Below are 16,837 nucleotides of genomic sequence, written 5' to 3' on the forward strand. Positions count from 1 at the left end.
GCCGGTCAGCCGGAGGTCCCCGCCTCCCCCGGGTGGGGGCCACCGGGCCGGGGGGCCCGGCCCTCGCCGCCCTCGGAGGCCTCCGAGGGCGGGGCGAGCACCCGGACCGGTTCGGGAACACCGGGCTGGTCCGCGCGCATCAGGCTGAAGGCGTCCAGCAACCCGTACTGCAGGACGTGCACGAAGGGCCACGCGACCAGGAAGGCGGTGGCCTGGAGCTGGAGGGCCGCGACGACGGTGCCGCCGGGGTCGGTGGCCAGCATCGCCTCCCGGGCCGGACCGTCCAGGGCGACGCCGATCCGCCACACCAGGACGGACGCGGCGGCGGCGCCCAGCGTGCCCGCGACGAGGCCGACGGTCCGCAGGTCCTGGAACCTGCGCCGGGCCAGGGAGAACTGGACCATGTAGGTGGCGTAGCCCGTGACCAGCCCCGCCAGGGCGGTGATGACGACGAAGTAGCCCTCTCCGGCGAACACGTCCTCCGAGGCGCCCGTGAACACCCCTCCGTCCGGAAGGACCACCACCTCGGGGCGCGGCGCGAGCCACCACCACAACGGCGCCAGGAGCACACCGAGCAGGACGGTCCCCCCGAAGAGGGCCGCGCCCACGACCAGCCCGCGCACCGGCCCCGTACCGCTCAGTCCCGCCATCACCGCTCCTCGTCATCGCCGCCCGGGCCCACCGAAAACCAGTGGATACCGGACATGGCCCGAAGGAGAATACCGCCATGAGCGACAAGAGCAGCCTTCAGAACCCTCCCGAGCGTGTCGACACTCCCACAGCGGCCGACGAACGCACGATGCTCCTGGCCTGGTTGGACTGGCACCGCGCGACGGTGCACCGCAAGTGCGCGGGCCTGGCCGCCGACCTGTCCTCCTCGGCGCCGCTGCCGGGCTCGCCCATGACCACCATCGGCGGGATCGTCTCGCACCTGCGCTGGGTGGAGGCGTTCTGGTTCGAGGTGGTGATGCTCAACCAGCCCGACGTCGCCCCCTACTCGACGCAGGACCCCGACGGGGAGTTCCGGGCGGGCGCGGAGCGGCCCCTGGACGAACTCCTCTCCGAGTACGCCGACCAGTGCGCGCGATCCCGGGAGATCACCTCCCACCTGGAGCTGGGCAACTTCGCCCGGCGAGTCCTGAACGACCTCGACCGGGTCACCCTGCGCTGGGTGGTCCTGCACATGATCGAGGAGACCGCCCGGCACAACGGGCACCTGGACGTCCTGCGGGAGCTGGCGGACGGCGTGACCGGAGAGTAGGACCCACGACGCGAACGGGCCCGGGACGGTGTGTCCCGGGCCCGCGTCGTGTGCGCGTCAGTCCTGGTCGTCGTCCGCGCCGGCGCCGTCGTCGTCGGCGAGGATCAGGTAGAGCCCCCGCTTGGTCTCGGCCAGCAGCCGCTTGGCGCGGTCCAGCTGGTCCGGGGTCCCGGCCTGGGCGACCTGGGCCGCGGCGGCCGAGAGCTGGTAGGCCAGGGTGCTGATCTCCTCGTAGCGGGACCGCGCGTCGGCGTAGGCGTCGGCGCCCGCCTCCCACGGCGGGGTGAGGTCGGCGCCGTTCTCCTCCAGGTGGGCGACTCCCTCGTCGGTGAGCTGGTAGGGGCGGCGGCGCCCCTCCCCCGCGACCGGTGCGACCAGACCCTCGTCCTCCAGCTGTTGGAGCATGGGGTAGACCGAACCGGGGCTGGGACGCCAGGCCCCGCCGCTGCGTTCGCGGCCCTCCCGGATGATCTCGTAGCCGCTGCGCGGCTCCTCCGCCAGGAGCATGAGGATGCCGGTACGCACGTCACCGCGCCGGGCCCGGGGGCCGCCCCTGCGGCGCCCGTGCCCGCCCCCGAAGGGGAAGCCCGGACCGAAGGGGCCTCCCGGGCCGCCGTGGTCGGGAGGACCGCCGTGACCGAAGGGACCGGCCGGGCCCGCTCCCCACGGCGGAGGCGGGGCCCCGGGAGGACCGGGCGGGGGCGGCGGGTGGCCGAACGCGTCGCGGCGCGAGCCCCGTTGGTCGTCGTGGTCGTCATGGTCGTGTCGAGGGCCGTGGTGGGCCCGGGGGGTGTCGGTCGGCCGCCAGGTCCAGGGCAGCTGGGGGCGCTCGGTGCGCCGCCCGCCCCAGGACCAGGGGCCGGGAAGTGCCATCGCGGTCATGTCGTTCTCCTCAGTGTCGACTGTTTGTCATCGTTCACGACTGTTTTTGCGTGTTCCGATAGATCAAAGATATATCGTTAACTCTGTCGTGACAAGGGCACGGACAGAGAAATCCCCGTGTGCGGTGTCGCACACGGGGATCGTCGGGCAGGCGCCCGGTCCACCGTCGGGGGCCGGGGGCCCGGTCAGTAGTCGACCGCGTACGCCCCCAACAGGCTCTTCATCTCACCGTTGAACTCCGGCGAGATGCGCACCGAGTAGCGGTCCACCGCGTAGATCCGGGACCGCACCGGGTTGTCCACCCGGATGCGTACCGGGGTCTCCCCCTTGTGCGTGCTCAGCACCTGGCGCAGGTCGTCGATCAGCGCCGCGTCCAGACGCTCCTCCGCCACCGTCAGCAGGACCGGAGGCTCCCCCTCGGTGACGTGCGAGATGTCCAGGATCGACATCTCCGACGCGAACATCGACCAGGTGCCGTCCCGGTCGTTGAGCCGCCCCTTGACCGTGACCGCCGTGTCCTCCAGCAACGCCTCCACGTACAACGGGTAGGTCTTGGGGAAGAACAGCACCTCCATGCTGGCGTCCAGGTCCTCCACCGTCGCGATGGCCCACTGGTTGCCCGCCTTGTTGGTGCGCTTGTCCACCTTGGAGATCAGCCCCGAGATACGCACCTCGCCCCGCTCACGCGCCAGGTCGCCCGCGACGATCTGCGCGATCGAGGTGTCCCGCGAACGCGCCAGCACCCGCTCCGCCCCGGCCAGCGGGTGGCTGGACACGTACAGGCCCAGCATCTCCCGTTCGAAGGCCAGCTTGGTCTTGCGGTCCCACTCCTCGTCACCCCACTGGATGTTCAACCCGATCGGCGTGGAGTCCCCGTCGTCGTCACCGCCGCCGAACAGGTCGAACTGGCCGTGCGCCTCCTGCTTCTTGGAGCTGATCATGCCGTCCACCGCCACCTCGTGGTGCCGGTACAGCTCACGCCGGGGCTGGCCCAGGGAGTCGAACCCGCCCGCCTTGATCAGCGACTCGATGACGCGCTTGTTGCACGCCGCCAGCTCGATCTTGGACAGGAAGTCCGTGAAGGACGTGTACTTCCCCTTCTCCGTACGGGTCTTGACGATCGAGTTCACCACGTTCGCGCCGACGTTGCGGACCGCGCCCATGCCGAAACGGATGTCCTTGCCGACCGGGGTGAAGCGCAGGCCCGACTCGTTGACGTCCGGCGGCAGCACCTTGATGTGCTGCGCCCGGCACTCGGCCAGGTACACCGCCATCTTGTCCTTGTCGTCACTGACCGAGGTCAACAGCGCCGCCATGTACGCGGCGGGGTAGTTGGCCTTGAGGTAGGCGGTCCAGTAGGAGACCAGCGCGTACCCGGCGGCGTGCGACTTGTTGAACGCGTAACCCGCGAAGGGGAGCATGACGTCCCACAGGGCCTGGATGGCCTCCTGGGAAAAACCGCGCTCCTTCGCCCCGGGGAAGAACTTGGCCTCCTCCTCCTCCAAGGCTTCCTTCTTCTTCTTACCCATGGCGCGCCGCATCAGGTCGGCACCGCCCAGCGTGTACCCGGCCAGCTGCTGGGCGATGGCCATGATCTGCTCCTGGTACACGAGCAGGTGGAAGGTCTCCCCGAGGATCGGCTCCAGCGCGTCCTTGAGTTCGGGGTGAATCGGGGTGATCTCCTGACGCCCGTTCGAGCGGTCCGCGTAGTCGTTGTGGGCGTTCGCTGCCATCGGACCGGGGCGATACAGGGAGAGGACGGCTGCGATGTCACCGAACTTCTTCGGCTCCATCCGCTTGAGCAGGTTGCGCATCGCGCCGCCGTCCAGCTGGAACACGCCCAGAGTGTCGCCCCGGGAGAGCAGCTGGTAGGTCTTCTTGTCGTCGAGCGGCAGCTGGGCGAGGTCGATGTCGGTCCCCTCGGCCTCCTTGATGCTCTTGACCGCGTCGTCCATGATCGTCAGGTTGCGCAGGCCCAGGAAGTCCATCTTGAGCAGACCCATGTCCTCGCACTGAGGGTAGGGAAAGCCGGTGATGATGGCGCCGTCGGAGTCCCGCTTGTGGAGGGGGATGACGTCGAGCAGGGGCTCCTTGGAGAGGATGACGCCCGCGGCGTGCACACCCGTTCCGCGGGTCAGGCCCTCGATGCCGCGCGCTGTCTCCATGACCTTGGCGACCTGCGGGTCGTTGTCGACCAGGTTGCGCAGCTCGGTGGTCTCGCTGTATCGCTCGTTCTCGGTGTTGAAGACGGCGTCGAGCGCGATCTCCTTGCCGCCGACCGCCGCCGGAAAGGCCTTGGTGATCTGGTCACCGACAGAGTAGGGCATGCCCAGGATCCGGGTGGAGTCCTTCACCGCGGCCTTGGCCTTGATCGTGCCGAACGTCAGGATCTGCGCAACCCGCTCCTCGCCGTACAACTGGGTGACGTAGTCGATCATCTCCCCGCGCCGACGCTCGTCGAAGTCCAGGTCGACATCGGGCATGGTCACACGTTCGGGGTTGAGGAACCGCTCGAACAGCAGACCGTGCTCCAGGGGGTCGAGGTCGGTGATGCCCAGGACGTAGGCGACCATCGACCCCGCCGCCGAGCCACGGCCCGGGCCCAGGGCGATCCCATTCTTGCGGGCGTGTTGGCAGATGTCGGAGACCACCAGGAAGTAGGCAGGAAAGCCCATTTCGTTGATGATGCCGAGTTCGAACTCCACCCGGCGGCGGACGTCGTCACCAGTGCCGTCCGGGTAACGGGACGGGAGCAGCCGTTCCACTTCCTTGGCCAACCAGGAGGCCTGGGTCTCCCCCTCCGGAATAGGGAACTCCGGCATGAGGTCCCGGTGTGCGAAGACCTCGTCGTAGGCACCGGCCTCGACCCGTTCCGCGATGAGCAGGGTGTTCTTACACCCCTTAGCCCACTCCTCGAAGTTGAGCAGGCCGCGCATTTCGTCGGCGGTCTTGAGGTAGTAGCCCGAACCGTTGAACCGGAACCTGGTCGGGTCGTCCAGGTTCTTTCCCACGCCCACCGCCAGAAGGGCGTCGTGCGCCGAGGACTGGGACTCGTACACGTAGTGGGAGTCGTTGGTGACCAGCGGTGGGATGCTCAGTTCGCGACCGACCTTGAGCAGTCCGTCCCGGACCTCCTTCTCGATCGGCACGCCGTGGTCCATCAGCTCCAGGAAGACGTTCTCCCTGCCGAAGATGTCCTGGAGACCGGCGGCGTACTCGATCGCCTCCTTCTCCTGCCCCAGCCTCAGCCGCGTCTGCACGCCACCGGAGGGGCACCCGGTGGAGACGATGATGCCCTCGTTGTACTGCTGCATGAGTTCGAGATCCATGCGGGGCTTCATGTAGTAGCCCTCGGCGGAGGCCAGGGACGACATCCGGAACAGGTTGCGCAGCCCCTGCGCGTTCCGCGCGAGCATGGTCATGTGCAGGTACCGGCCGCCGCCGGAGATGTCCTTGCCGCCCTCGGCCGAGGCGTCGTCGGAGGAGTTCGAGCGCCCCCAGAAGACCCGCTTCTTGTGGAACCGCGACTCGGGGGCGACGTAGGCCTCGATGCCGATGATGGGTTTGACGCCCGAGCCTTTGGACTGCTGGTAGAACTCGTAGGCGCCGAACATGTTGCCGTGGTCGGTCATGGCCACGGCGGGCATCCCCAACCTCGCGGCCTCCTTGAACAGGGGCTTCAGCTTCGCCGCACCGTCGAGCATCGAGTACTCGGTGTGGACGTGCAGATGTGCGAAGGAGTCGGCCATGACGCGGGTGCCCCCAGGCGGGTAGACGGACGGGTGGTGTCCCCTGAGCCTACGACTTCCCCACGACTTTCGGAGCCGCCTGTGGACACGGCACCCGCCTGGGCGGTGGAACCCGACCCGGTGGCTCGGACGTTCACACACGGGGGCGGCTGGGATTCCCGCCCCCTTCACGGCCCGGACTGCAGCGTGACACCTCAATCCGAAGCCATACACTTCGGCGCCGCCCACAGGGGCAGTCCCCGTGCTCACAGGCGGCCACGAGAGTTCGCGCCCTACCGGCACCCTGCCCACAAGTGGCCGGTGAGCGAAGTACAGCACTTCTCGGCTGGTTCCAGGGGAAGAGTCCCTGAGGCACCACCCCTGTGGGTCAGGTGCGATTGCGAGTGTTCCTCACCATCAGGAGAGCCATGAACGAATCCCACAGTGAGTTCCAGCTCGACGTGCGCATCATCGCGGAGCCCACCAAGGCAGCGACGAACGCCCCGGCCTCCGGGGACTGCACCGACACCTGCGCCACACTGCCGAACTGCTTCGTCGAGTCTCCGAGTTAGAAGCCGTGCCGCCGTCGCCGGACTGACGGAGGCGGCGGCCTCCCGTCTCCCTCACCAGCTTCGCCTCCGAACACGGGTCAGGTGAACCGAAATCTCCCGCTACACATGCGCGGACACCGTCATGTTGCGCTCTCCGCTTATGGCGTTCCACCCGCTGCCCGCCATCTATCCGAACGCGTCGGAGCGCGGTGGTTCCGAAGTGCAGGAACTCACGAGCTGGGTACGAGCGGCGGTCTCCGCCGATGCCGTGCTGCGCGAAGCCATCGAGATCTCCAGCCCACCCCTGGCCCGGACACTGGACCAGATACTCGAGGGCGTGGACCCACCACCGCGCAAGATTCGCCGAGTGGCGAGGTCCCTGGTTCGCTACCTCCTGCGCATGCGCAGCCGTTCGACACCGTTCGGAGTGCTGGCAGGGGTCGGCCAGGCCACCATCGGCTCTGATGCGTTTGTCCGATGGGGTGATGAGCACCAAAAGATCGCGTCCGTGGATCTCGCATGGCTCTCCTCCTGGGTACGCGGTTACGAGACGCGCCCTGACGTCCTCGTTCACCTCCAGGTCGTGGTGAACAACCTCTGCCGTGTTCGAGGTCATCGGCTGCTGCTCGCAGACGGCCGCACGGCCGAGCAGGGTTGCGCCCACCTGTCCGTGCGGCTGACTGACCCGATCCGCTCCGTGCTGGAAGCGGCGCGCACCCCCACCCCCTACCGGGACGTCCGGAGCCGGCTCCAAGAGGAGCATCCGGACGTGCCGGGCGCCGTGATCGACTCGCTGCTCCGGCAGATGACCGGAGCGGGGCTGCTTCTGACCCGGTTACACCCTGTTCCGGGGGAACCCGACCCTCTGACCCATGTCATGTCCGTGCTGGAGGGCTTCCCCGACGGAAGCCTCCCGCCCGACGTGGCTGATGACCTGCACCGCATCCACCGGGCCCGGCAGGACCTGGCTGTCTACGGCGGTCTGCCCGTCGGTTCGGGGCTCGGGGTGCTGAGGTCGGCGCGGGCACGGCTACAGGTCGTACACGACACCGCGAACGACCACGCTGTCCAGGTCGACCTGGCCCTGGACATCGGTGTCAAGCTGCCGCGTCTGGTCGCTGCCGAGGCCGAGGGAGCAGCGAACGTACTCACCCGGTTGAGCGCTGCCCATCGCGCGCCCATGCTCGACTTCCACCGCCGTTTCGTCCGCAGGTACGGCGTTTCCACCTTGGTGCCCGTCAAGGAGGTCCTCGATCCAGAGAGGGGAGTGTCACCACCCGCGGGCTACCGGCACGGAACGGACACGACGCGTGCAACGCCCCCGGCCCAGAACAGCCGTGACCGCATACTCTCCACCCTGGCCCAGGAAGCGACTCGAGCGGGCGCCGAGGTCGTCCTGAGTGAGGAGCTGGTACTCGCGCTGTCCGGTCCGGGCCCGCACGATCCGCCACCCACCGAAGCGGAACTGTGCGCCCACCTGCTCGCCTCGTCCACCGAGGCACTGACCTCGGGAGACTTCCTTCTCGCTCTGACCCCCGCTTTCGGTTCCCCCACCATCGGCGCGATGACCGGCCGTTTCTCCCATCTCTTCCACGACGGGCGGTGCGCTCAGCCGCAGGATACGAGCGCCTCGACTCAAATGCCGGGTCTCCCGCCCCTTCGCGCACGGTTGGAGTTTCCACCACGGCAATCGCGCAACCTCAACATCCTTCGAGGCCGCGGGGCAACAGAGCACATCATCCCCTTGGGCACATTCAGCGATCCCGACGATCCCAGGGTCCTCGCCCCTGACGACCTCTTCGTCTCGGCCACGTCCGACCGGCTCTTCCTCTATTCGCTCCGTCACCAGCGCGAGGTCACACCAGTCGGGTACCACGCGTTGAACTACCGCTCTCATGCGCCTCAGCTCGCTCGGCTGCTCCGCGAGATCGGACTCGGCGGGACACGGCCCTGGCAACCCTGGCTCTGGGGAGCAGCGGTACACCTCCCCCACCTACCCCGGGTCCGCTACCGGCGCACGATCCTTGCTCCGGCTCGCTGGCGGGTACCTGCCGCGCTGCACACGCCCCAGGGAAACGTCGACGCCTGGCAGGACTCCTTCGCCCGCTGGCGGGACCTCTGGGATGTTCCGGACATGGTCCAGCTACTGGCACCGAGAGTCAGCCGGGACCGACAGCTGGTCCTGGACCTGCGGGAGGAATCCCACCGACGCCTATGCCGGGAGGAACTAGGGCGGCACGACGAGATCGTCATCTCCGAGTGTCCTTCGGCCGCACCCGAGAACACCGGCTGGTCGGCGGGGCACGGCAACGAGGTCGTCTTCCCCCTCACCCTGCGAGAGAGGTTCGCTCCGCGCTCGCACCCCGCGTCCCTGAGGCGCTACGAACCGGAGCTCGAACACCTCCCCGGCGGTTCATGGCTGAGCGCCCAGGTCTCCTGTTCACCTGAGCTCATGGACGACGTCATCGTCGAACACCTCCCCCGACTTCTCGAAAGCCTGCCCGGTGACGACTGGTTCCTCGTCCGGTACGACGATCCGCACCCCCATCTACGCCTAAGGTTCCGAGACACCCCGGACTCACTCAACTCCGTGGTGCTACCCCGGCTGCGGGCCTGGGTCGCCCACCTGCGCGACGCGTACATGGTGGACCGCCTTGATCTGACCACGTACGCCCCTGAAAGCGGCCGATACGGCTCGGGGTCAGCGATGACGGCGGCGGAGCAGGTGTTCATCACCGACAGCCACGCCGTCCTCGACCAACTGCGTTGCCTGCGCTCCGGCCGGACGAACATACCTGCGCTGGTACTGGCCGCCGCCAACCACGTCGAGATCGCGCGTTCCTTATTGGGAGACGACCATCGTGCCTGGTTCGAACACCTCCCCAAGAACCCTCAGCATCAGGTCTTCCGAGCGCACAGGGAGATCGCATTCGCCCTCGCCTCCGACAGTGACGGGGCCGGTCACCTGAGCGCCTTCGGAGGAGAGCGGGTCATGGAATCCTGGAACCTCCGCCGTACGGCCCTGGCGAAGTATCGCGCCCAACTCGACGGGTTCTCGGGAGGCGGCCAAGGCCCGCAGCCGGAGACGGTGCTCACTTCCCTCCTCCACATGCACGTGAACCGTCTCCTGGGCATCTCCCCCGAAACGGAGGCAGCATCACTCGCGGTGGCCCGCGACGTCGTTCGCGCCCAACAGTGGCGCACGAACAGCGGCCGGACTCCATGAACCGCCCACAGGATGCGCGTGGGCGTGCGAGTGAGTTCACGTATCGGATCGCCGAACGACTCGCCGTCCCCCCATCCGGCCTCCCGAGCGCGACGTCACTGGATCAGGGGCCTTGGGGTGTCGCCCTCCTGTTCGCGGAGTTGGGCCACGTGGATTCCGCATACCGCTCGATCGCGCATGACTGGCTGTCCGCGGCTGGCACGGAGGTGTTCACCCAGGACGACAACGGCCTGTACCAGGGAGCACCCGCGCTCGCCTTCTCCCTGACCGCAGCGGCGAGACCGGGGGACTACTCAGAGGCACTCCCACGGTTGGACGATTTCGTCGTAGGCCGCGTGCACACGCTCCTTCGACAGGACCAGGAACGCCGGCGGTCGGGGCGTTCCGGCGTTCGCCTCAAGTCCTACGACCTGGTGTCCGGGGCAACTGGCCTGGGGCTCCTCTTGCTGCGCAGGCGTTCCTCCCCCACCGCGCTCCAAGCACTGCTCTCCTACCTGGTGGAACTCACCGTTCCGGTTCGTGGCCCCGGCGGACGGCCAACACCGGGTTGGTGGACCCCCGACAGCCCCACTCCCGGCCTCCCGACGCCGTATCCTCTGGGACACCTCAATCTCGGGATCGCCCACGGTGTGAGTGGCGTTCTCGCCCTGTTGGCCCTGGCCTGGGCCGAAGGAGAGCGCGTTCCGGGACAGACAGCCGCGATCACCCGGATCACCGAATGGCTGCTGCGATGGGGGCCCAGAGCGGGTGACAGCCCAGGGGCGGAGTCCTGGCAGGGTTGGCCGGGAATCCTCAGCTCCGAATCCGGCCGCCAGGGTGCACCCGCCCTTCCGAACCGGCCGACGTGGTGTTACGGCACCGCTGGCACCGCCCGGGCCGTACAGCTTGCCGGGGTCGCCCTGCTGCGGCCGGATTGGGAGGCCGCGGCTGTCGAAGGGCTCACCGCTGTGCTCCACAACCCCACTCTCACCGGGTTGGTCACCGAGCCGTCGCTCTGTCACGGATGGGCCGGAGTGCTACAGGCCACGTGGCGCGTGGCGGGCACGAGCGACGATCATCGGTTACAGGAGCAGATTCCGGCGATCGCCGAACAGGTCATGGACCACCTCGATCCTGAGAGGATGGCCGGTGGTCTCCTCGAAGGACTCGCGGGGGTCGCGTTGGCACTGCACACCTTCGCCACGGACACCGAACCAGCGAGCGGCTGGGACCGCTGCCTCGCGCTGAGCTGATCGGACTCCGGGGCAGGCCACGACGCGCCCGCGCGCGTCGGAGGTCCTAGGGCCACGGACTGCCGCCGGGTTATCGGGCCTCTAGGTCCCTCTACTCACAGAGCGCTCATGGGGGAACCAGTGTGGTCAGTTCCGCACGGCCGTGGCGAGAAACGTGCCCCACTCACGCGAGTCGAGGGAAATGTGGCCCAGAACGGGATTCCTGGAGTCGCGAAGGTGCGTGTGGCGGTGGCTCCGGGCGACCTCGACACAGTCGCCGCCCTTGCTTCCGCTGTGGGAGGACTTCCACCACTCGAGTTCGGGAAGCTCTCGCGCGTTCGTCATAGCTCTCTCGCAATCCCCATCATCAGCTCAGCAGAGGCACGGGGCGACAAGGCCTGCATGCACAGTGCGCTGAACGCCTGCCGCGTCGGGAGGACGTCCTTCGCCCGATGCGACATTGTGCCAGCACCACCGGCTTCGACGTACAGGAGTGGCTCCTGGTGCGAGAAGTCCAGGAGGTTCCACGAACCGTCCAGGCCAGCGTGTTCCATCGCCCCCATCGGCAGAATCCCGATCGTCACGGCGTGACTCTCCACCAGATCGATGAGATGTTCGATCTGCCGTTTCAGCACGATCGTCCCACCAATCGGCCGCCGGACGACGAGTTCGTCCATCACGGCTGTCACTACCGGCGGGCGATCGCCGTGGAGGATCTGCTGACGTTGCATCCTGGCCGCCGTCTGGCGGGCGACCTCGCTTCCACCCATGTACGGGCGACCGCAGGCGAGCACCGCCCTCGCGTACTCCTCCGTCTGCAGGAGTCCCGGCACCGTCTGGGACTGGAAGGTACTGATCGCCGCGGCTTCGCTCTCCAGTGCGGCGTAGGGCCTGAACCAGCTCTTGTACACATCGTTCGAACGCTCGAGCAGAGGAAGTATCCGAGCGAGCGCCCCGCCGGTGTGAAGCACCTCGTCACAGTACTCGGTGAACTTGGATGTGGCCCGGTCACCCTCCCGGGTTTCCAGGGGCGACCGCTTGGCGGTCTCCACCATCGAGATCATGGACTTCGAGTACGGAATGAGATCCGCGAGCTGGGCCTGGGTCAGACCGGCCGCCTCCCGGTGACGCTTGAGCTCGGTGGCGTAGTACCTCAAGGCCAGCGACGCCGCACGCGGCTCGGATTCGGTCTCCTCATCCTGAACGACACGCAACTCGGTCACGGCAGACACTCCAACAGGGGGTCAGGGGTGGCCACGTTCCGGTCCCGGCGGACCGGCCTCTCCAGCGTAGTTCCGTGTTCACTCTTGGCGGGGGTGTTTTCCAGGGCCGGTCCCGGCCACCGGTTCACCCTTCCCTGGACCGGTCCATAACAGAGCACCGGCCGGCCGGGGCCAGGTGGGGGCGGCTGTCGATAGGGATTCGACGCCGTTCCGACGGTGGTGGTACACCGCTCGGACACGCGCGCCTGTTAGCCTCCGGCGGTCGGCCCCCCGCTCCCCCGCTGAGAGGACTCCCCTCCCGTGAACCACACGCCCCGCCGAATCGCCTCCACCGCCACGCTGGTGTTGGCGGCCTCCGCGCTGACCGCCCTGCCGTCGTCGGCGGCCGAGTCACCGTCGGTCCCCGCCCCGCCCGGGGCGCACGAGGTGCGCTTCGCCACCTTCAACACGGCCCTGGAGCGCCGGGAACAGGGCGCCCTGGTGGAGGAGCTCGCCACCCCCGACAGTGAACAGGCCCGCAACGTGGCCGAGATCATCCAGCACGTGCGCCCCGACGTGCTGCTGGTCAACGAGTTCGACTACGACGAGGAGGGCGCGGGCCCTCGCCTCTTCCAGGACAACTACCTGTCCGTGGGCCAGTCCGGCGCCGAGCCCATCGAATACCCGTACGTGTACACCGCGCCGGTCAACACGGGTGTGGCCTCGGGCGTGGACCTGAACGGGGACGGCGCGGCGGTGACCGAGCCGGGCACCCCCGAGTACGCGGAGGACGCCTTCGGCTACGGGGTCTTCCCCGGCCAGTACGGGATGGTCGTGTACTCGATGTACCCGATCGTCACGGACGAGGTGCGCACCTTCCAGAACTTCCGCTGGGCGGACATGCCCGACGCCCTGCTGCCCACCGACCCGGAGACCGGTGAGTCCTACTACTCCGAGGAGGCCCTGGAGGTGCTGCGGTTGTCCTCCAAGAGCCACTGGGACATCCCGATCGACACCGGCCGCGGCCGACCGGTGCACCTGCTGGCCAGCCACCCGACGCCGCCGACCTTCGACGGCCCGGAGAAGCGCAACGTGGCGCGCAACCACGACGAGATCCGCTTCTGGGCGGACTACGTGACCCCTCGGGCCGGCGGGTACGTCTACGACGACGCGGGGGTGCGCGGCGGCCTGGCCCCGGGGGCGCCGTTCGTGATCGCGGGCGACCTCAACGCGGACCCCAACGACGGCGACGGGCACCCCGAGGCCGTGACGCGACTGCTGGAGCACCGCCACATCGTGGACGTGCGCCCCTCCAGCCAGGGCGGGCGCGGGGCCGCGCAGCGCCAGGGCGGCGCGAACGAGGAGCACACGGGCGATCCCGACCTGGACAGCGCGGACTTCAACGACGTGCCCGGGCCGGGCAACCTGCGGGTGGACTACGTGCTGCCCTCGCGGTCGCTTCCCGCGCGCGGTTCGGGTGTGTTCTGGCCGACCGTGGACGATCCGCTGTTCCGGCTGACGGGCGACTACCCCTTCCCCAGCTCCGACCACCGCCTGGTGTGGGTGGACGTGCTGCGCCCCTAGCGGTCGCGGCGGCGGGTGGGGTCCGCCCCCTCAGACGTCGTCGGCCGCGGGCTCCCCGCGCCTGATCCGGTAGTCGATCGGCGCGTAGAACGCCGCGCCGACGCACGCGAGTAGCAGCGCGGGGACGAACAGGTGGTCGAAGGCCTCCACGAACCCCGCCGAGCCGGTGTTCTGGCCCCGGGTCGCGACGACGGTGTGCGGGGCGCTCCCCCAGTACCGGACCTCGACGGGCGCCCCCACCCTCGGCGGTACGCCCGACACGGTGGCCCGGTACTCCACGCCGTCCACGGTGTAGGAGAGCTCCCCGTCGTAGTCGGTACATGACCTCGCCTCGCACTTCCAGTAGTCCTCGACGACGGCCTTGGTCGTGCGCGGGTCCACCACCGGCTCGGCCAGGGCCGACTCAAGGAAGAGGAAGAAGCAGCCCGCCAGCCCGCAGAGCACGAGAGTTATTCCGGGGGACGACCAGAGGGCGCCCCGTGAGCGTTCGCGAAGGCTGTCGGTTCCTGGAAGCAGGGGATAGCGCGCCGACACTCGCGCGTGCCAGGCGAAGGCGCCGCCCGCGGCGACCAGGCAGGCGAGCGCGCCCAGAGCCGCGGTCCCCGCGGGCCAGCGTTCGCCGTGGGGCCTCACGATGGCGGGCGTGTCGGGTACCACGTCGATCCGGACCAGGACCTGGTGGCCCTGCCTCCACTGCCTCTGCACGTACTGACGATCCACCTGTTGATCGGACGGCGTCGGGACCGTGAACAGCACTCTGCGGCCCTCCAGCAGGTAGATGGCCTGGAGAGAGCCCCCATGGTGCTCCCTGACCTGTGCGTACACAGTGATCCCGCGTTCGTCCAGGGCGCGGTTGCGCGCCCCCCACACCCTGGCCAACACGGTGAGGACCAGGCAGGCGCACAGGCACAGGACCGGCAGGAGGAACCAGCGCGCGCGGTCCTCACGGCGGTTCCGAAGGCTGACCAGCTCGGCCAGGGTCCTCTCGAACTCCTCCCTGGCCTGATCGGCGGCCCGCTCGGCGTCGTGCTGCGTCTGGAAGGCCAGTTCGAGTTCCCGACGGTTGTGGTCCCTCATGCGTCGCATGGCCCTGCGGTGTTCGGTCCAGTGACGGCTTCCGGCCCTGGCCTGGTGGAGGCCGATGGCCAGGAGGGCCGAGGCCGTGGATCGGCGTCGGGGCGGGGGTGGGTTCACGGGGGCCTCCCTGGTGCGCCCGGCGGTGGGGGTCCGGGTCGGCACCCGTGGGACGCGGCGGGGCGCGGTCCGGTTGCCCGCCCCGCCGCCCGTGGCCGGGCCCGGCCAGCAGCGGCCGTGGCGTCCTCACCCGCCGTCCCGGGCCTCCTCCTGCGCCGCCGCCAGTCCGGCGCTGATGACGCTGTCCATGATGGCGGCGAGGCGGTCGGCTCCCAGGCGCGGCGCGTGCTCGGCCATGCGCTCCACGAGGAGGCGTTCGCGGTCCATGTCGCGTCCGGCGAAGTAGCCGACCGGCTTGAGGCGCTGTACCTGGGCGGCGACCAGGGCGCGGCGTTCGAGGAGCGCGGCCAGTTCGGCGTCCATCTGGTCGATGCGGCCGCGCAGGCGCAGGATCTGCTCGTGGGCGGGCGCGGGTTCGCTGTGGCGGTCGTGCACGGTGGTCCCTCTCGGGTGGATGCGTTCGCGGAGGCGGCGCGGCCGTTCGACCCGTCGGGGTGGTGTGCACCGGGACGTCGGCCGCCCGAAAAGACGAAAGAGCACCGGGCCGAAGCCCGAGTGCTCTGTTGCCGACGTTCCCGTTTCCGCCTACGTGCGAGCGGCCGACGGGTGCGTCGGCTGGCTAAACACGCGATAGCGGTGGGTCACGGTGGTGATGTTACTACACGGTGGGGGCGCGCCCCCGCCTCGGGGAGGCGGGTCACTCGGGGACGTCGACCCGGATCATGAGCGCGCTGGCCTCGGCGGTCACCTCACCGTGGGCGCGGATGCGTCCGGCCACGTAGACCTTGCGGCCCTCGACGCGTTCCACCCAGGAGGTGATCTCCAGAGGGGTGAACAAGGGGGTGGGGCGGCGGTAGTCGATCTCCAGCCGGGCGGTGAGGCCGGGGCTGGTCTCGACGGAGGAGACGCTTCCGATGGCCTGGTCGAGCATGGCGGCGATCCACCCGCCGTGCACCAGCCCGGGCGGACCCTGGTAGGTGGTGTTGAGGGTGACCTCGGCGCGCAGGCCGTCCTCGGTGCGGTCGAGGAACATCGGCGGGGCGGCCGGGTTGGTCTCGCCCTCGACGATGTTCGTGATGGTGCCGATCACGGTGGTGCCGTCGCCGAGTTCGCGCCGCACCATGGTGCCGATCTCCCGGCGGGCGACGTTGAGCCGGTCGGTGAGGCCCTCGACGACGGCGGCGGTCTCGGCCAGGGTGTCGGAGTCGACCTCGGTGTTGGCGACGGCGTCGACGAGGTCGTGCACGCGGGAGACCAACGTGCGCAGCTCGGCGGGGATCGAGTGGGCGTCGACGAGCGGGAGTCCGTAGGCTCGCGGGTCGTCGGGGCTCTCGGTGGCCGGTTGCGTGTTGACCGTCATGTGTTCCTCGTCGGATCGGTTGTTCGCGCTCGGACTGGCGGGGGCGCCGCGCGGGCGCGCCGGCGGGGGCCGGCATCAGAACCGAATCCTACTCGGTAGTACCCGTCCGGGGCGTGCCCGAGGCGTGCGCTCCCCGTCACACCGGACGGGGAGCCCGTCCGTGAAGGGCCCGGTCAGGCCAGCTGGTGCTCCATGTGCAGGTGCGGGATTCCGGCGTCCATGAACTCCTCGCCGTGGGCCGTGTAGCCCAGTCGCTCATAGAAGCCGAGCGCGTGCGTCTGCGCGTGCAGCTCGACCCGCGCGAGCCCGGACTCGCGGGCCAGGTCCTCGGCGGCGCGCACCAGCGCCGCCCCGGTGCCGTTCCCCCGGCCGTCGGGCAGGACCGCCATGCGCCCCAGGAGTCCGGAGCCGTCGCCCTGGTCGACGAGCCGGACCGTGCCCACCGGGACGCCGTCGACGACGGCGAGGAGGTGGGCGGCGGTGGAGTCGCGGTCGTCCCACTCCTCCTCGATGGGCACCCGCTGTTCGGCGACGAAGACGGCGCCCCTGATCACGAAGACGGCCGCACGGTCCCGGTCGTCCAGGGCCCGGCGGATCTGTGGCTTGCTCATGGGCGCAGACTATCCGTGCCCGGGTCG

14 protein-coding genes are annotated in these 16,837 nt (G+C 69.3%); 5 read left to right on the forward strand and 9 right to left on the reverse strand.

Translation table 11 applies throughout. From position 1 onward, the window contains the following. Positions 1-5: 5 nt before the first annotated feature. Positions 6-650 (reverse strand): hypothetical protein, encoded by a 645-nt coding sequence (locus ACFYL4_RS00285; RefSeq protein ID WP_387515304.1) that lies wholly within the window; start codon positions 648-650, stop codon positions 6-8. A 77-nt stretch (positions 651-727) separates the two neighbouring features. Between ACFYL4_RS00285 and ACFYL4_RS00290 the strand changes: the two genes are divergently transcribed. Then, positions 728-1,261, forward strand: a complete 534-nt coding sequence (locus tag ACFYL4_RS00290) for a DinB family protein (RefSeq protein ID WP_387515306.1) — start codon at positions 728-730, stop codon at positions 1,259-1,261. Positions 1,262-1,318: 57 nt separating this feature from the next. On the opposite strand, the gene ACFYL4_RS00295 is transcribed toward ACFYL4_RS00290, so the two are convergent. Both ACFYL4_RS00295 and dnaE read right to left on the reverse strand, forming a co-directional pair. After that, positions 1,319-2,143, reverse strand: a complete 825-nt coding sequence (locus ACFYL4_RS00295) for a PadR family transcriptional regulator (protein WP_357756971.1) — start codon at positions 2,141-2,143, stop codon at positions 1,319-1,321. A 185-nt stretch (positions 2,144-2,328) separates the two neighbouring features. Further along, positions 2,329-5,892 (reverse strand): DNA polymerase III subunit alpha, encoded by a 3,564-nt coding sequence (gene dnaE, locus ACFYL4_RS00300; protein ID WP_357756974.1) that lies wholly within the window; start codon positions 5,890-5,892, stop codon positions 2,329-2,331. 407 nt (positions 5,893-6,299) lie between these two features. Between dnaE and ACFYL4_RS00305 the strand changes: the two genes are divergently transcribed. The 3 genes from ACFYL4_RS00305 (at position 6,300) to ACFYL4_RS00315 (ending at position 10,880) form a co-directional block, all read left to right on the forward strand. Next, positions 6,300-6,443, forward strand: a complete 144-nt coding sequence (locus tag ACFYL4_RS00305; protein WP_387515309.1) for a hypothetical protein — start codon at positions 6,300-6,302, stop codon at positions 6,441-6,443. Positions 6,444-6,564: 121 nt separating this feature from the next. Further along, positions 6,565-9,648: a lantibiotic dehydratase gene (locus ACFYL4_RS00310; RefSeq protein WP_387515311.1), complete on the forward strand. Its 3,084-nt coding sequence runs from the start codon at positions 6,565-6,567 to the stop codon at positions 9,646-9,648. Next, positions 9,645-10,880, forward strand: coding sequence for a lanthionine synthetase C family protein (locus ACFYL4_RS00315; RefSeq protein WP_387515930.1), 1,236 nt, complete (start codon positions 9,645-9,647; stop codon positions 10,878-10,880). The genes ACFYL4_RS00310 and ACFYL4_RS00315 overlap by 4 nt, the downstream gene beginning before the upstream one ends. Before the next feature lie 126 nt (positions 10,881-11,006). Here the strand turns inward: ACFYL4_RS00315 and ACFYL4_RS00320 are convergent, their stop codons facing one another. Both ACFYL4_RS00320 and ACFYL4_RS00325 read right to left on the reverse strand, forming a co-directional pair. Then, positions 11,007-11,204, reverse strand: coding sequence for a DUF397 domain-containing protein (locus ACFYL4_RS00320; protein ID WP_357756980.1), 198 nt, complete (start codon positions 11,202-11,204; stop codon positions 11,007-11,009). After that, complete coding sequence (locus ACFYL4_RS00325; RefSeq protein WP_357756983.1) at positions 11,201-12,082, reverse strand: helix-turn-helix transcriptional regulator; 882 nt, start codon at positions 12,080-12,082, stop codon at positions 11,201-11,203. Before ACFYL4_RS00325 ends, ACFYL4_RS00320 begins: the two co-directional genes overlap by 4 nt. A gap of 300 nt (positions 12,083-12,382) precedes the next feature. Here ACFYL4_RS00325 and ACFYL4_RS00330 point away from each other — a divergent pair, with 300 nt between their 5' ends. Then, the gene (locus tag ACFYL4_RS00330; RefSeq protein WP_357756986.1) at positions 12,383-13,645 is read left to right on the forward strand and encodes an endonuclease/exonuclease/phosphatase family protein; all 1,263 of its coding nucleotides are present in this window, start codon (positions 12,383-12,385) and stop codon (positions 13,643-13,645) included. 30 nt (positions 13,646-13,675) lie between these two features. On the opposite strand, the gene ACFYL4_RS00335 is transcribed toward ACFYL4_RS00330, so the two are convergent. The 4 genes from ACFYL4_RS00335 to ACFYL4_RS00350 form a co-directional block, all read right to left on the reverse strand. After that, the gene (locus ACFYL4_RS00335; protein WP_387515314.1) at positions 13,676-14,839 is read right to left on the reverse strand and encodes a hypothetical protein; all 1,164 of its coding nucleotides are present in this window, start codon (positions 14,837-14,839) and stop codon (positions 13,676-13,678) included. 126 nt (positions 14,840-14,965) lie between these two features. Further along, a complete protein-coding gene (locus ACFYL4_RS00340) occupies positions 14,966-15,274 on the reverse strand; it encodes a chorismate mutase (protein ID WP_357756992.1) in 309 nt (102 codons plus the stop codon). Positions 15,275-15,536: 262 nt separating this feature from the next. Further along, positions 15,537-16,199 carry a PaaI family thioesterase gene (locus ACFYL4_RS00345; protein ID WP_357756995.1) on the reverse strand — a complete coding sequence of 221 codons (663 nt, stop codon included), beginning with the start codon at positions 16,197-16,199 and terminating at the stop codon, positions 15,537-15,539. Positions 16,200-16,372: 173 nt separating this feature from the next. Further along, on the reverse strand, positions 16,373-16,810 hold the full coding sequence (locus ACFYL4_RS00350) for a GNAT family N-acetyltransferase (protein WP_387515316.1): 438 nt from the start codon (positions 16,808-16,810) through the stop codon (positions 16,373-16,375). Positions 16,811-16,837 lie beyond the last annotated feature (27 nt).

The organism is Nocardiopsis sp. NPDC006938, assembly GCF_042869555.1.
In the GTDB taxonomy this organism is placed as follows: domain Bacteria; phylum Actinomycetota; class Actinomycetes; order Streptosporangiales; family Streptosporangiaceae; genus Nocardiopsis.

What these genes read in the sequence shown, in the direction of transcription:
- ACFYL4_RS00285 (WP_387515304.1), bottom strand. Translation starts at nt 650, where the DNA reads ATGGCGGGACTGAGCGGTACGGGGCCGGTGCGCGGGCTGGTCGTGGGC.
- ACFYL4_RS00290 (WP_387515306.1), top strand. Translation starts at nt 728, where the DNA reads ATGAGCGACAAGAGCAGCCTTCAGAACCCTCCCGAGCGTGTCGACACT.
- ACFYL4_RS00295 (WP_357756971.1), bottom strand. Translation starts at nt 2,143, where the DNA reads ATGACCGCGATGGCACTTCCCGGCCCCTGGTCCTGGGGCGGGCGGCGC.
- dnaE (WP_357756974.1), bottom strand. Translation starts at nt 5,892, where the DNA reads ATGGCCGACTCCTTCGCACATCTGCACGTCCACACCGAGTACTCGATG.
- ACFYL4_RS00305 (WP_387515309.1), top strand. Translation starts at nt 6,300, where the DNA reads ATGAACGAATCCCACAGTGAGTTCCAGCTCGACGTGCGCATCATCGCG.
- ACFYL4_RS00310 (WP_387515311.1), top strand. Translation starts at nt 6,565, where the DNA reads ATGTTGCGCTCTCCGCTTATGGCGTTCCACCCGCTGCCCGCCATCTAT.
- ACFYL4_RS00315 (WP_387515930.1), top strand. Translation starts at nt 9,645, where the DNA reads ATGAACCGCCCACAGGATGCGCGTGGGCGTGCGAGTGAGTTCACGTAT.
- ACFYL4_RS00320 (WP_357756980.1), bottom strand. Translation starts at nt 11,204, where the DNA reads ATGACGAACGCGCGAGAGCTTCCCGAACTCGAGTGGTGGAAGTCCTCC.
- ACFYL4_RS00345 (WP_357756995.1), bottom strand. Translation starts at nt 16,199, where the DNA reads ATGACGGTCAACACGCAACCGGCCACCGAGAGCCCCGACGACCCGCGA.
- ACFYL4_RS00350 (WP_387515316.1), bottom strand. Translation starts at nt 16,810, where the DNA reads ATGAGCAAGCCACAGATCCGCCGGGCCCTGGACGACCGGGACCGTGCG.